A 14,936-nucleotide genomic window follows, 5' to 3' on the forward strand; every position below is an offset into this window, starting at 1 on the left:
TGGACGGTTCAACGGTTACTAAGAATGATCCAAGTAAATCTGTTTGAGAGAAAAACCTTAAAAGCTTTATTCATGCCCGATAAAATACCGATAAAACAAAAGGAAGCTCAATTGAGCCTCCTTTTATGAAAAATTGTGGGACAGCAGTGCCCCGAAGGGTGCTTTTTACAATTTAACTCATCAATAGATTAAGCGTCGATATCTGCATTTAAAGCATTTTCTTCAATGAAGGCACGACGTGGTTCTACATCATCCCCCATCAAACAAGAGAACATACGATCTGCTTCAATCGCATCATCAATGGTGACTTGCAACATGTTACGGTTTTCAGGATCCATAGTAGTTTCCCAAAGCTGTTCCGCATTCATCTCACCCAAACCTTTATAGCGCTGGATCATCATGCCACGACGTGAATCCGCTAAAATGTGCTGCCACACTTGATGGAAAGTGCTGACATTAATTTTGCGATCGCCTTTCTGCAAATAAGCACCATCTTCAAGCAAGCTAAACCAGCTCTTCGAATTTTGCAGTAAACGCTTATATTCACCTGAAGCCAATAGTCCAGAATCAAGTAAATACGAGTGCGGCAAGTTATGGACATATACGGTCACGCGTGGCCAGTAATGTGCAACTTTTTCACCGTTGGCATGTTCTTTTTCAAACATTTCCAAAGTGATTTCAGGACGTAAACTTGGTTGATATTTTTCAATCGCAGCACGTAACTGTTCAGACCATTGTTTCACATAATTTTCATCATGATTCTGATCAAGTTTGAATGCTTCCAGACCCAATAAACCATCCAGCAAACTTGCAGGATAGCGTAAGGTTAAACGGTTCAAACTTTTCTGTGAAACCTGGTAATCTTCAATGACTTTTGCCAGTGCTTGTCCTGTAATCGCAGGAGATTCAGCACTGATATGCAAGGATAGATCATCAATCGCATTTGAAATCAGGAAGGTTTCTAAAGCATCATTATCTTTAAGATATTGCTCATGCTTGCCTTTTTTCAATTTATACAACGGTGGTTGTGCAATATAGATATAACCGCGTTCCACAAGTTCAGGCATTTGACGGAAGAAGAAGGTCAACAGGAGCGTACGAATGTGCGAACCATCGACGTCAGCATCGGTCATGATGATGATTTTGTGATAACGCAACTTGTCTGGATTGTATTCTTCACGACCAATACCACAACCGAGTGCAGTAATCAGCGTACCGACTTCTTGCGAAGAAATCATTTTGTCGAAACGCGCACGCTCCACATTCAGGATTTTACCTTTCAGTGGCAGAATCGCTTGCATCTTACGGTTACGACCCTGTTTTGCAGAACCGCCCGCAGAGTCACCTTCGACCAAGTACAATTCAGACAATGCTGGATCTTTTTCTTGGCAATCGGCCAATTTACCTGGAAGACCTGCAATATCAAGTGCACTCTTACGACGTGTCATTTCACGCGCTTTACGTGCCGCATCACGCGCACGTGCTGCATCAATAATTTTGCCGGCAATTGATTTTGCGGCTTGTGGATTTTCCAGCAAATAGGCAGAAAATTCCTTATTCATTGCCTGCTCTACAGCAGGTTTAACTTCACTTGAAACCAGTTTTTCTTTGGTTTGTGAAGAGAATTTTGGATCTGGCACTTTAACCGAAACAATCGCAGTTAAACCTTCACGTGCATCATCACCCGTAACCGCGACTTTTTCTTTCTTCAGAATATTTTCGCTATCCAAATACTGGTTTAAACCACGGGTTAATGCTGCGCGGAAACCGGCTAAATGCGCACCACCATCTTTTTGCGGAATATTGTTGGTAAAGCAGCGCACGTTTTCTTGATAGGTATCATTCCACTGTAAAGCGACTTCAACAGTAATCCCTGTTTCCGGCACTTGGCTGGTAAAATGGAAAATATCATTTAAATGGGTTTTGCCTTGATTGATATATTTTACGAATTCGGACAAACCACCTTCATAATCAAATACATGTTCAGCATCGATACGTTCATCACGTAACACAATACGAACACCGGCATTCAAGAATGAAAGTTCACGCAAACGACGCGCTAAAATATCAACATTGAAAATGGTTTGGCTAAAGGTTTCTGCACTTGGATAGAAACGAACCGTTGTTCCAGTTTCGTCAGTATCACCAATGGCACGTAACGGATAGACAGGATCGCCGTGGCAATACTCTTGTTCGTACACTTTACCGGCACGACGAATATTCAATAATAATTTACTCGACAAGGCATTTACAACAGAAACACCTACCCCGTGCAAACCACCGGATACTTTATAGCTATTATCATCAAACTTACCGCCAGCATGAAGAATGGTTAAAATTACTTCAGCGGCAGATACGCCTTCTTCTGGGTGAATATCAGTTGGAATACCACGACCGTTATCTGAAACACTTACCGATTCATCTTCATGGATGGTGACCAGGATTTCATCACAGTGACCCGCCAAGGCTTCATCAATTGCATTATCGACAACCTCAAACACCATGTGATGTAAACCTGAACCATCGTCAGTATCACCAATATACATGCCTGGACGCTTACGAACAGCATCGAGGCCACGTAATACCTTGATACTAGAGGAATCATAAGCCTTTTCATTGGTTGGTTCTGTTTGAGAAGCAGCTTGATCTTCTGAACTCATGGTTTCTCCCTAGTGAAATATAGGTCTATCCAAAGATGGGTAAAATCTAAAAAACTATTGCACGACAACTTGAACTTGACCGTTTTCAACATTGAATAATTGATATGAAATAGACAAATCATGTAAATGTTTTTTTACTGATTCATGCTCTAAAGTGGTAATAAAAACTTGACTACCCAGTTGGCTCAATCGCTCAATTAATCGTCGTTGTGCAGTTAAATCTAATTCTGCTGTCACATCATCTAATAATACCACAGTTTCCTTATTACAGGCATGCAGCATTGCAATCTGTGACAGTTTTAAGGCGACAATCAGCAGCTTTTTTTGACCGCGTGAAAGCACCACATCCGCATCACCCAGCGTTGTTTTTAAACGTAAATCTGCACGATGTGGACCATACTCGGTATAGCGTCGATCCAGGTCTTTTTGATGATGTACAGTTAAGTCATGCAGCAAGCCGAGTTCGGTATGAAAACCGGGAATATATTCCATTTGAATATCGAGATTGGGCAATAACTGTTTTAAATCCTGTTCAAAATAGACTTTCCACTGTTCCACAATTCCACTACGTTGTGAATGCAGCATTTCGCCATATTCAGCCAGCATTTTATTCCATGGCTCTAAATCATTCAGGCTAAGATTTCGTCTCGATTTCAACAAACTGTTGCGTTGTTTTAAAGCGCGCGAATAATATTGCCAGGCATGATAAAAATCCGGTTCCACGTGGAACATCAACCAGTCAATCAGTTGCCGTCTGGGTTTGGCACCATAGTCGATAATATCGGTACTTTGTGGATCAATATGCTGCAAAGGTAATATTTTAGCCAGTTGCCCCTGGCTCGCAATATGATCGCCATTGACTTTAATCAGTTGCTCACCGGATAAAAATTTTTGCATGCCAATTTTTTCAGTCGCAGATTGCGCAAAAACAATCACGTCGCTTGTTTCATTTTGAATATAGTTTTTCGGGATATGGGTTCGGAAAGAACGCCCGGTCGCCAGCAAATGAATCGCCTCTAGAATCGAGGTTTTACCTGAACCATTCTGACCATAAAAGACATTAAACGGCTGCAACCCTTGGAGTGCAACCGCTTTTAAGTTTCGAACACGTTCTATATTTAAACGCGTGATAAACATAATCTGATCTTGTAAAAAATCAGCAAATTAAACACGCATCGGCATCACAACATAGGTCTGGTCTTGTTGTGCCGGATCGTGTACCAAGACAGATTGGTTGGCTTCAGTCATGGTCATATAGACATCATCACCATCCAAAGCACTTAATACATCCAATAAATATTGCGCATTAAATGACATTTCCATCGGTGCATCCGCATATTGAATGGCTAGATCTTCAATCGCCTCATCTTGCTCTGGGTTATTGGCGCGAAGTTGTAAACAATCAGCACCAAAATTCAGGAACACACCACGTAATTTTTCGTTACTCAAAATCGCCACACGCTGTAGAGATTGTTTAAATACATCATGTGCAATCAATACGTTTTTATCGCCACCACGAGGAATCACACGACGATAATCCGGGAATTTCCCATCAATTAACTTGGTGGTGAAACGAACAGTTATATCACCCTGCTCTTTGTCACGGCTTGGTGTACTAATGGTGACATTCAACAATTCACGGCCAATCAGCAAAGACAATTGCTCATCTTCAATACTGAGTAAGCGTTGTAATTCCGCCACTGCTTTGCGTGGCACAATCGCTTGAATGACTTGAGTTGCAGTTGAAGTTGCTGCTGTTTCACACAATGCTAAACGGTGACCATCAGTGGTGACTGCACGAAGCTGATTTTGATCAATTTCAAGTAATGTACCGGTTAAATAAAAACGCACATCTTGCACTGCCATCGCGAAAGCGGTTTTTTCAAACAGGCGTTTTAACTCGCGCTGAGTCACGGTCACTTGGGTACCTTGAGCATTTTCAGTGCTCAATAACGGATAGTCTTCAGCAGGCAAAGTTCCCAACACAAAACGGCTATTACCCGATTTCAAAATGCAGCGATCTTCAGTAATTTGCAGGTCAATCAATGCCGCAGTCGGTAAAGATTTACAGATGTCCATCAGCTTGCGTGCAGGAACAGTGGTCTCGCCCACTTGCAAGCATGCACCTTCAGCCAGCGTGGTACTGGCAACCAGTTCCACTTCCAAATCTGAACCGGTAATGGTTAGCGACTCGTTACTAACCTGAATCTTTACATTAGAAAGAATGTTTAAAGTATGGCGACGTTCAACCGCTCCTACGACATGTGACAGAACATTAAGTAAGCTTTCTTTCGCGATTTTCAAACGCACGGTACATTCCTCTAACTACTGAAGATAAATAATAAATAAATGTGTTTTTAGCAGTGTACTATGCGGCAGAATATGCCGCATTGCAAGAATAGAATTTGATCAAATTCGATCAACTTTGCAACAAACGTTGCAAGTTTTTATAGTCTTCATTGAAGATCGGATCTTCCTCACGAAGGCTGAGTACTTTCTCACAGGCATGCATCACGGTACTGTGATCACGACCACCGAAGGCCATGCCAATTTCCGGAAAACTATCACCGGTCAATTCACGCGCAAGCCCCATGGCCAACTGACGTGGACGGGCATAAATACGGGTACGTTTCGGCCCCACAATTTCTTTTAGCGGAATACGGAAATATTCACTGACCACACGCTGGATATTTTCAGTACTGATGGTTCTGGCACGAATTGCCAACACATCTTTTAACGATTCACGTACCACATCCAGATCAATGGGAGTGCCTTTAAAACGTGAAATAGCCACCACTTTGTTTAATGCACCTTCAAGTTCACGAACATTGGCCACAACTTGTTGTGCCACAAATAAAGCACAATTACGCGGCAACTCAACCCCGATGTTTTCAGCTTTTTTCAACAAGATTTCAATACGGGTTTCAATATCTGGGGGTTCCACACCCACCGACAAGCCCCAAGAAAAACGTGAAACTAAACGCGCATCCAGTTCCGTCAATTCTTTAGGATAACGATCTGAAGTCAAAATGATTTGCTTGGACTCATCCAACAAGGCATTAAACGTATAGAAGAACTCCACCAAACTGGCTTCTTTACCGGCAAGCAAATGAATATCATCAACCAACAACAAATCCAGCGAACGGCAATTTTTCTTGAATTCTTCCACTTTGCCTTGCTGCAATGAGCTGACAAAATCCTGGACAAAACTTTCCGCAGTCATATACATCACACGCGCATTCGGTTTGGCTTGTAATAAAGCGTTCCCCACTGCTTGCATTAAATGGGTTTTACCTAAACCTGTCGGACCATATAAAAATAAAGGATTATGTTGAGAAGCGCCCAATTGGGTTAAAACTTTACGACAGGTTTCCGCTGCCATCTGATTCGAGCGGCCTTCCACAAATAACGAAAAAGTAAATAATGGGTTCAATAAACGCTTACGGCTATTTTTAACGCCTGATTCTTCTTTTTCTTTTCGCGGTCTAGCCATCGGCGTGGCAACGGATTGCAAAGCAGCAGTCGTGGTTGCCGGTTGTTCATTGGCGGACAGAATCGCACCAGGACGTGAATCCACCAAAATTTCAACTTTACGCACCCGACCTTCAGACATTTGCTCTGCTAAAATCGTGATCAGCTCAAGATGATGTTCCTGAATATAACGGGTCCAATAAGGATTGGGTGCATAAAGTTTTAATGTGTCGTTAAGCTCTTCAGCAACCAAAGGGCGAATCCACATGGTAAAGACATTCCCCGAAAGCTCTTGTCGCAAACGAGTTAAACAGTCAGTCCAAAGCATGTGAAACCCCTATTTATTCCATTAGTTATAAAAAAATCATTTGAGCCCGACCAAGCGGGTCGCCATTCTATCGAAGTTATCCACATCTGTCATGGCAAAATTAAAGAAATATCACTCAAAAAAGCAATTTTCCGATTAAATTTAAATTTAAATCACGGTGTGGATAAGATTATCCGCAAGCTGTGGATAAAATATATCACAAAGTTATCCCCAATTTAACAAGATTATAAAAACATAGATATCCACAATATAAATTATTGTTTATATAAATTTAAAATAGCTTTTCCACAGAAAAACAGCTCCCTAATAGTAATAAATTTAAATTTATAAATTTGAATTTATTTATAAGAGCGATTGTTGATGGGGATAACTTTCAATATTTTTAAATTTAAATTCAAAAGTGAGGAAAATAATCTTATCAACACTAAGTTGTGGATAACGTTGTTAATATTTCTGTTTATAACTTATGTTGTATTATTAATCAACAACTTATATTGTGTGTAAAATTAAAACAGTTTTTAATGAGATAAAAAATCTCAGATTCTTGGTTTTTTAAAAAAATGCCTTATTTTGAAAGAAAGTTTGTTTTTGATTGACAGCTCACCGAATGAACACTAAAATCGCGAACCTTCATAGAAGATCATTTTTGGAGTTTCAATATGAAACGTACATTCCAACCATCAGAATTAAAGCGTAAGCGTGTTCATGGTTTCCGTGCTCGTATGGCTACTAAAGCTGGTCGTCAAGTATTAGCTCGCCGTCGTGCAAAAGGTCGTCATAGCTTAACTGTTTAATTAGTTAAGTTATTACGATTTTGGGTGTCATGACACTTTATGGCTTCAGCACAGACGTACGTATACGCTGTGCTGCCGATTATAAAAGTGTGTTTGATGGTGCGCTTTTTAAAGTGCATCAACCCCATTTCTTATTTTTGGCAAAAAATTCCGAACAGCCTTCAAGCCGTTTGGGTATTGTTGTTGCCAAGAAAAAAGTGCGTCGCGCACATGAAAGAAATAGAGTAAAACGTCTTGCTCGCGAAAGTTTTCGCCTTCATCAACAGCAATTAGATTTATTAGATATTGTGGTCATGCCTAAAGTCGGCATTGAAGCAATTCCTAATGCAGAATTGCAACAGCAATTACAATTTGCTTGGCAGAAATTGCAACGCCTTGCCAATAAGCATAAAAAGATAGCTCCCTCCCCACAAAAGTAGAGATGGCCAATGGTACGTTTACTGCATTGGTTGATTCGATTCTATCAGATCGCGATTAGTCCTTTATTGGGACCCCGCTGTCGTTATATTCCAACATGTTCTCAATATTCTTTAGAAGCAGTCCATTCGCATGGTGCTGTGCGTGGTGCGTGGTTAGCTACTAAACGTATTTGCCGTTGTCATCCTTGGGGTGGTTCGGGTTATGACCCAGTTCCCCCAAAAGCAATTCGTTTTATTTCATTTCAGCAAATGGATTCTCAAACGCTTCACGTTGCTGTACCCTTTCGTGATCGTTTATTGAACCGAAATCACTCTAACTACTTGGGATAATAGATATGCAACAATGGGCCAGGTTTGCAATTCTAGGGGCTATGTTTGTCGTCGCATATTTGCTTATTTTGGCTTGGCAAAAAGATTATGGTCATGCAGAGACTAAACCGCAGCAAGAAGCTGCCGTGGTTTCACATGAAGTATCTGCAGATTTGCCAAATGCTCAAACAGCTCCAGCAGCGTCTGACGTGCCTCAAGCAAATATTGCCACTCAGCAAACTACAACAGATGCCACTGCACCTGTAAGTCAACAGCTTATTTCAGTACAAACTGACCTTTATCATCTTTGGATTAATCCTAAAGGTGGTGACATTGTTCGTATTGAATTATTGAACCACGATAAAAATAAAGACAGTGATGAACCGTTTGTCATGCTGGAAAGCGATGCAAAACGTACTTACGTTGCTCAGTCTGGCTTGATTGGTTTAAATGGACCGGACAGCAACCGTAATGGTCGTCCGGTTTATGAAGTTGAAAAAACAGCTTATAGCTTGGCTGATGCTAAAGCAGAAAAAAGCAAAGATGGTAAAGCGGTTAAAGTTTTATCTGTACCGATGGTTTATAAAACGGCTGATGGTGTCGAAATCATCAAAACATTTACCTTTAAGCAAGGTGAGTATCCGATTATTGTGAACCACAAAGTTGTGAACCGTAGTGCTCAGAACTGGCAAGGTCAAATGTTTGGTCAAATCAAACGTGACAATTCGGATGATCCAGGTAAATCAGACCAAGGCATTTTCACACTAGGCACATTCCTGGGTGGTGCTTGGGGTACACCTGAGGAACACTACAACAAGCTTAAATTTGACAACTTCAATGACGAAAAATTGAATGTTGAAGCAAAAGGTGGCTGGGTTGCTGTAGTGCAGCATTATTTCGTCAGTGCCTGGATTCCAGGTGATCTTAAACTGACTCAAGCCAATGGTCAGCCGTATAGTGCGAAATTAGAATCGCGTCAATCCACTGATAATATGAATATTATTGGTTTCACTTCACCGATGATTAATGTACCTGCAGGTACTGCCGCTGAATTGGATGCGACGTTCTATTCAGGTCCTAAAATTCAGTCTGAACTGAAAGATTTGGCGATTGGTTTAAACCAAACTGTTGATTATGGTTGGTTGTGGCCAATTGCGAAGTTATTGTTCCTGGGTCTTCAATTTTTCCATAACATTGTGGGCAACTGGGGCTGGTCAATTATCTTGTTGACTGTGCTAGTGAAACTGATTCTTTGGCCATTGTCGTCTAAGAGCTATCGCTCTATGGCGAAAATGCGTGTGATTGCACCTGAAATGCAACGCATGAAAGAAGAGTTCGGTGAAGACCGCATGCGTTTCTCTCAAGAAATGATGGCGCTGTATAAACGTGAACAAGTCAACCCATTATCAGGTTGCTTGCCACTACTTTTACAAATGCCGATTTTCTTGGCCTTGTACTGGGTATTGATGGAGTCGGTAGAACTTCGTCACGCACCGTGGTTAGGCTGGATTCAAGATTTATCTGCAATGGATCCGTGGTTTATTCTGCCGTTATTAATGGGCTTGACCATGTTTGTTCAGCAGTCTTTAAATCCGCAACCGGCTGATCCGATGCAGGCGAAAGTGTTCAAAATCATGCCGATCATGTTCACTGTATTTATGTTGTTCTTCCCTGCGGGCTTGGTAATGTACTGGATTGTCAATAACAGTATTACCATCTTGCAGCAAAGCTTGATCAACAAGAATGTTGCGAAAGAACGCGAAAAGCGTGAAGTTGTTTAAGTAACGACTGATTGCGAATAGCTGAATAAATCCGCTTAAGATGGTAATCTTAGGCGGATTTTTCTTTGGCTGTAATTTAGGAATTTTTAGGTGAATTTTATGCAAAACCGAACAACGATTGCTGCAATTGCAACTCCGCCCGGGCGTGGTGGTGTGGGAGTGATTCGTCTGTCTGGTCCAAAATCCTATGCCATTGCAGAAGCATTAACGCAAAAGGCTTTACCGAAAGCCCGCTTTGCCGGTTTCCGTCAGTTTTATGATGCCGCGGGCGAAGTCATGGATGAGGGTTTGGCCATCTGCTTTCCCAATCCAAACTCGTTTACCGGTGAAGATGTAGTTGAGTTGCAAGGTCATGGTGGACCTGTGATTCAAAATGCCCTACTGGGTCGTTTACTTGAATTGGGCGCGATTGCGGCTAAAGCGGGTGAATTTTCCATGCGTGCCTTTGAAAATGGCAAGCTGGATCTGGTGCAAGCCGAAGCGATTGCCGATTTGATTGATGCCACGTCACAAGCCGCCGCCCGTTCAGCAGTCCGTTCGCTACAAGGGGCGTTTTCGACCCGAGTCAATACCGTTTTAGAAAAATTGATTCATCTACGTTTACATGTGGAAGCTGCCATTGATTTCCCGGAAGAAGAAATTGATTTCTTGGCCGATGGTAAAATTTTGGCTTTGCTTGAAGATGTGCAAACTTCAGTGACTGCAGTACAAAAGTCTGCACGCCAAGGTCAGTTATTGCGTGAAGGTTTACAGGTGGTGATTGCCGGTAAACCGAATGCAGGAAAATCTTCCTTATTGAATACGTTGGCCGGAAATGAACGTGCCATTGTGACCGATATTGCCGGTACTACCCGTGATGTCCTGCATGAACAAATCACCTTAAATGGCTTGCCGATTACCCTGACCGATACTGCCGGACTGCGTGAAACTGGTGATATTGTCGAGAAAGAAGGGATTCGCCGTGCGATTAAAGAAATTGAACAAGCCGATTTATTGCTGTTGGTCTATGACTTAAGCCAAGGTGAAGATCCGTTGCAATTGGCACAAAACTATTTTGCTGAACATCTTGAACCGCGTCGGTTAATGTTGATCGCCAACAAGTGCGATTTAACTGGTGCAGCTGCTGAAATTGGCGATTATCAGGGATTTCGTCATATTACTGTCTCAGCCAAGCATGAAACTGGTGTTCAGTCGCTTATAGATGCGATTACAGCGCATGCAGGCTTCCAGCCAGAAGAAGATACCTTTATTGCACGTACACGCCATTTAGACGCAATGAAACGCACTCAAGTGTATCTTGCAGAAGCACATGAGCAGTTGGTGGTGTATCAGGCAGGTGAATTGGTGGCTGAATCTTTACGTCTGGCGCAAAATGCCTTGGCGGAGATTACCGGTGAATTTAGTGCAGATGATTTGTTAGGGAAAATCTTTGGATCATTCTGTATTGGAAAATAATCCAGTCGAAAAGCAATCCAGTGGATTTGAAAAACCGCCTTTATGAAGGCGGTTTTTTTATGATGAAATTTTCTTATGCCAAAATATTAGCGAAAGACAGAGTAAACCAATGCCTATGCAGAATCCTAAAACCCCAATGGTTAAGCCAAAATGATCGGCTAAATATCCCACCGCGATAATTGGAATGATCGTGCCTAAATAACCAATAAATAAATAGGTCGACATCACAGCTGCACGGTTATCCGTGGTCATCATCTGGTGGATTAAACCGAATGCACCCAATAAGCCCAGCCCATGTCCTACACCCAGCATAATGTCGCTGATAAAGAACAAAATACTCCATTGCATACTCATACATAAGCCGAGTAAAACAAAGCTCACCACTAAAGTCATCAGCCCTAAACTCAGGTTTTTTGCTGTAGGAAGATGTTTAGCAGAAAATTGTACGACAGCAGAAACAAGTAAAATACTGGCAATCGCTGAACCACTGACCAATGGTCCATGCCAGGGAATCAGATCCTTTACGAAAGATGGCGAAAGAGATGCAAATAAACTAAAGGCCCCAAAAGCGCTGAATGCAGTTAAAGCAGCAATAAAAAATAATGATTGATGTTGGGCTGCTGGTATTTCTAAACGTGGTGCAATTGAAAAAGGCTGGGCTTTGAATTGTGGAACTTTAACCAGAAACAAACCCAAAAAACATAAAATAGCAGCGGCAATAATGGGTAAATAAGGTGTAACTAACGGCTGGCTAGAAAACTGAGCAATCAGCCCGCCAATAAAGGGTCCCAAGCCAAAACCAATCACGGTAATGATGGAACTTAATTGCGGTGCATTTTGTTTATGACTGTCTGGAATGGTGGTAATTAATCCAAGCATTGCAGAGGTGCTGATCAGCCCTGATGCAATCCCAATAATAAAGCGACCCAAAGCCAGCCAAAGTGCATTCGATGCAACAGCGGAAAGCGCTAGGCCTAAGATGACAAACACGATACCGATTTGTAAGGTACGTAGGAATCCGAAACTGTTGCTGGTTCGACCTAAAAATAGCAAGGTCGCCAGACAGCCAAACATATAGGCCACAAAGATATAGGTAATATGGCTAGGCAGTAAATGCCACAGTTCTTGATAGATCGGATATAAAGGACTCGCGAGTGCGGTGCCAATGGTTCCAATACAAAGTGCCAGGCTGACCATTAAAAATGGTCGCCATGATTGTTGAGTCGTCATGTAGAGTCACAGAAACACCCGCCATAGGGTTGAAAATAGCGAATATTTGGAGAGAAAAGAAGAGCTGTAGATTAATTCTTATCCACCTAGGGCGTCAATTTATAAGATGTAAATCATTTAACTATAACGCTTTAATAATTTTAAAAATTCAGCAAGTTCCTGTTCATTAATTTCAGTTTGTTCACCAATCACGTGATGACGTAAATGTGATTCGATCAATTCATTCATTAGACCATTCACAGCGCCTTTAATGGCAGCGACTTGCTGTAATACCGTAATACATGAATGCTCAGGGCTGTTTAAGGCTTGCTCTACAGAGTTAATTTGCCCTTGTAAGCGTTTGACTCGATTATGAATTTTCTTATCTTGATGTAAATGACCCAACACAACTCTCCAAAAATAAATATACTGTGGGGGAGTATATTAAAACATTAAGATTATGCAAAAAGCCCCATTGACCAGAACACATGCTCATCAGTTTGATGAAGGTAATCCCCTCGCCCAAAAACGTATTCTATGGGCGACTATTCTAACGGCAGTGATGATGCTATTAGAAGTGGCTGGGGGATGGATTTACAACTCTATGGCATTACTTGCCGATGGTTGGCACATGAGTTCACATATGTTGGCCTTGGGACTGGCTTATTTTGCCTATCGTTCTGCACGTCGTTATGCACAAGATAGCCGTTTTAGTTTTGGCACCTGGAAAATTGAAATTTTAGCCGGATATAGCAGCGCAATCTTATTGATGGTTGTTGCGATATTTATGGCATTCCAATCAATAGAACGACTAATAAATCCCATAGATATTCATTATAACCAGGCCATTCCAATTGCAATTCTCGGATTGGTGATTAATTTAATCTGCGCATGGTTACTGCATGATGATCACCATCACCATCACCATCACCATCACCATCACCATCACCATCACGAACATGAAAATGAGCATGCTCATGGTCATCACGACTTGAACCAGAAAGCGGCATTTATGCATGTGGTGGCAGATGCAGTGACTTCAGTGTTTGCGATTATTGCCCTGTTTGCTGCAAAGTATTTAGATTGGGGTTTTCTGGATGCGGTACTCGGGATTGCAGGCTCCATTCTGGTGGCAAAATGGGCAATTGGCCTGATTAAAGAAACAGGAAGAACTTTACTCGATGCAGAAATGGATCATCCCGTAGTGGAAGAAATCCGGGAAGTGATTGCTGAATTTTCTGTGGTGGAAATCACTGACCTGCATGTCTGGAAAGTAGGCAAAGGGAAATTTTCCTGTATTTTAGCTTTGGCAACCGATTCCAATTTGAAAGCGGATCAAGTTCGTGAAGCACTGTCTATCCATGACGAAATTGTGCATATTTCGGTAGAAATAAATCCGCTGTAAATCATGTCAATGTTCCACGTGAAACCTTGATGATGAAATATGTGTGCTTTCAGTAAGGACTGCTAAAATTAACTGAATCTGTCGTTAAATTTTAAGTAGAATCACGTTGAATAATTGGAATCGATGAGCAAAAAAACATGATTAAAAAAATATTGGCATTCACCTTGGTCAGTGTTATTTCAAGCTTAAGTTTGGCGAATGTTGATACGGTCAAAAGCAACCTCACCAAACAACACCCAAAATTAAACATTGAAAATATTCAAGCTACCGATATGAAAGGCATTTATAGTGGTTCAATGGATGGTCAAGTGGTGTATGTCGGTGAAGATGCGCAACATATTCTGGTTGGCTCAATGTACCGTTTAAGTGATCAGAAAAATTTGACCAAAGACTTAGTGCTTAAAGAAAACAGCATTGATTGGAAAAAATTGCCTTTACAGGATGCAGTGAAAAGTGTGCGAGGTAATGGGAAACGCCAGATCGCGATTTTTTCTGACCCAAATTGCCCGTATTGCAAACAACTTGAGACTGAATTAAGCAAGTTGAACGATGTCACGATTTATACTTTTATTTATCCTATCAAAAACCAGTCAATTGCTGTTTCAAAGCAAGTTTTCTGTGAAAAAGCTCCTGCCTTGGCTTGGTCAAATTTGATCAGTAAAGGGATTCAGCCAAGTTCTAAAAAAACCTGTGCCAATCCGATTGAGCGTAATTTGAGTTTAGGAAAATCATTGGGGTTAAATGGAACACCTGCCATTATTTTCTCCAATGGTTTTAAAGTGATGGGGGCCCATCCTGCTCAAGAAATAGAAAAAATGTGGAAAGAGCTGGATCTATAACAGGTTTATTTCCTGATGAATCAAACCCTAAAAAGCACCTGAACAGGCACTGCTGTCCCATAGTTTGATTTAAATAAAAAAACCTGAGTCCGAACAGTTAAAATATGAGTGCAAACAAACACTTTAACGACCAGGATTCAGGTTTTGTCACATCAGAATACCGTATTTCATCAGTTAATTAAACCAGTCTTACGACAAGATTTTGAACGGCTTGCTAAACAACATCATGTTGGGCAGAAATTCAGATCTGCTTCTCGATGGGATCA

Annotated in this window: 13 protein-coding genes and 2 pseudogenes; 9 read left to right on the plus strand and 6 right to left on the minus strand. The window is 41.4% G+C overall.

From position 1 onward, the window contains the following. Window positions 1-129, plus strand: a pseudogene (locus E0409_RS15475) (IS4 family transposase); the annotation flags it as partial. Between the two features lie 59 nt (window positions 130-188). Here the strand turns inward: E0409_RS15475 and gyrB are convergent. From gyrB to dnaA, 4 genes are all read right to left on the minus strand, one after another. Next, window positions 189-2,660 carry a DNA topoisomerase (ATP-hydrolyzing) subunit B gene (gyrB, locus tag E0409_RS15480; protein WP_131292280.1) on the minus strand — a complete coding sequence of 824 codons (2,472 nt, stop codon included), beginning with the start codon at window positions 2,658-2,660 and terminating at the stop codon, window positions 189-191. A gap of 54 nt (window positions 2,661-2,714) precedes the next feature. After that, window positions 2,715-3,797, minus strand: coding sequence for a DNA replication/repair protein RecF (recF, locus tag E0409_RS15485; protein WP_131292282.1), 1,083 nt, complete (start codon window positions 3,795-3,797; stop codon window positions 2,715-2,717). Between the two features lie 27 nt (window positions 3,798-3,824). Continuing rightward, a complete protein-coding gene (dnaN, locus tag E0409_RS15490; protein WP_131292284.1) occupies window positions 3,825-4,970 on the minus strand; it encodes a DNA polymerase III subunit beta in 1,146 nt (381 codons plus the stop codon). Window positions 4,971-5,079: 109 nt separating this feature from the next. After that, entirely contained in the window at window positions 5,080-6,459 is a 1,380-nt protein-coding gene (gene dnaA / locus E0409_RS15495) for a chromosomal replication initiator protein DnaA (protein WP_131292286.1), read from the minus strand. A gap of 659 nt (window positions 6,460-7,118) precedes the next feature. Here dnaA and rpmH point away from each other — a divergent pair. The 5 genes from rpmH to mnmE all read left to right on the plus strand — a co-directional run bounded on the left by rpmH (window position 7,119) and on the right by mnmE (window position 11,217). Next, window positions 7,119-7,253 (plus strand): 50S ribosomal protein L34, encoded by a 135-nt coding sequence (gene rpmH / locus E0409_RS15500; RefSeq protein WP_000831329.1) that lies wholly within the window; start codon window positions 7,119-7,121, stop codon window positions 7,251-7,253. Window positions 7,254-7,282: 29 nt separating this feature from the next. After that, window positions 7,283-7,672: a ribonuclease P protein component gene (gene rnpA, locus E0409_RS15505; RefSeq protein ID WP_004650901.1), complete on the plus strand. Its 390-nt coding sequence runs from the start codon at window positions 7,283-7,285 to the stop codon at window positions 7,670-7,672. 9 nt (window positions 7,673-7,681) lie between these two features. Beyond that, window positions 7,682-8,002, plus strand: coding sequence for a membrane protein insertion efficiency factor YidD (yidD, locus tag E0409_RS15510; RefSeq protein ID WP_067723861.1), 321 nt, complete (start codon window positions 7,682-7,684; stop codon window positions 8,000-8,002). 5 nt (window positions 8,003-8,007) lie between these two features. Beyond that, window positions 8,008-9,762: a membrane protein insertase YidC gene (yidC, locus tag E0409_RS15515; protein WP_131292289.1), complete on the plus strand. Its 1,755-nt coding sequence runs from the start codon at window positions 8,008-8,010 to the stop codon at window positions 9,760-9,762. Between the two features lie 99 nt (window positions 9,763-9,861). Next, window positions 9,862-11,217, plus strand: coding sequence for a tRNA uridine-5-carboxymethylaminomethyl(34) synthesis GTPase MnmE (gene mnmE, locus E0409_RS15520; protein ID WP_131292291.1), 1,356 nt, complete (start codon window positions 9,862-9,864; stop codon window positions 11,215-11,217). Between the two features lie 57 nt (window positions 11,218-11,274). Here mnmE and E0409_RS15525 read toward each other — a convergent pair whose 3' ends face one another. Both E0409_RS15525 and E0409_RS15530 read right to left on the minus strand, forming a co-directional pair. Next, entirely contained in the window at window positions 11,275-12,447 is a 1,173-nt protein-coding gene (locus E0409_RS15525; RefSeq protein ID WP_502699848.1) for an MFS transporter, read from the minus strand. 117 nt (window positions 12,448-12,564) lie between these two features. Next, window positions 12,565-12,831 (minus strand): metal/formaldehyde-sensitive transcriptional repressor, encoded by a 267-nt coding sequence (locus E0409_RS15530; protein ID WP_131292293.1) that lies wholly within the window; start codon window positions 12,829-12,831, stop codon window positions 12,565-12,567. Between the two features lie 55 nt (window positions 12,832-12,886). Between E0409_RS15530 and dmeF the strand changes: the two are divergent. From dmeF to E0409_RS15545, 3 genes and pseudogenes are all read left to right on the plus strand, one after another. Continuing rightward, a pseudogene (dmeF, locus tag E0409_RS15535) lies at window positions 12,887-13,887 on the plus strand (CDF family Co(II)/Ni(II) efflux transporter DmeF). Window positions 13,888-13,968: 81 nt separating this feature from the next. Continuing rightward, entirely contained in the window at window positions 13,969-14,670 is a 702-nt protein-coding gene (locus E0409_RS15540; RefSeq protein ID WP_131292297.1) for a DsbC family protein, read from the plus strand. Window positions 14,671-14,814: 144 nt separating this feature from the next. Then, a partial coding sequence (locus E0409_RS15545) for a DUF4372 domain-containing protein (protein WP_131292299.1) occupies window positions 14,815-14,936 on the plus strand: 122 nt, incomplete at its 3' end.

Source organism: Acinetobacter sp. ANC 4862, from assembly GCF_004336635.1.
Taxonomy (GTDB): Bacteria; Pseudomonadota; Gammaproteobacteria; order Pseudomonadales; family Moraxellaceae; genus Acinetobacter.

Coding starts and splice junctions, on each gene's coding strand:
- dnaA (WP_131292286.1), bottom strand. CDS start 6,459: ATGCTTTGGACTGACTGTTTAACTCGTTTGCGACAAGAGCTTTCGGGG.
- E0409_RS15540 (WP_131292297.1), top strand. CDS start 13,969: ATGATTAAAAAAATATTGGCATTCACCTTGGTCAGTGTTATTTCAAGC.
- yidD (WP_067723861.1), top strand. CDS start 7,682: ATGGTACGTTTACTGCATTGGTTGATTCGATTCTATCAGATCGCGATT.
- gyrB (WP_131292280.1), bottom strand. CDS start 2,660: ATGAGTTCAGAAGATCAAGCTGCTTCTCAAACAGAACCAACCAATGAA.
- rpmH (WP_000831329.1), top strand. CDS start 7,119: ATGAAACGTACATTCCAACCATCAGAATTAAAGCGTAAGCGTGTTCAT.
- rnpA (WP_004650901.1), top strand. CDS start 7,283: ATGACACTTTATGGCTTCAGCACAGACGTACGTATACGCTGTGCTGCC.
- mnmE (WP_131292291.1), top strand. CDS start 9,862: ATGCAAAACCGAACAACGATTGCTGCAATTGCAACTCCGCCCGGGCGT.
- E0409_RS15525 (WP_502699848.1), bottom strand. CDS start 12,447: ATGACGACTCAACAATCATGGCGACCATTTTTAATGGTCAGCCTGGCA.
- yidC (WP_131292289.1), top strand. CDS start 8,008: ATGCAACAATGGGCCAGGTTTGCAATTCTAGGGGCTATGTTTGTCGTC.
- recF (WP_131292282.1), bottom strand. CDS start 3,797: ATGTTTATCACGCGTTTAAATATAGAACGTGTTCGAAACTTAAAAGCG.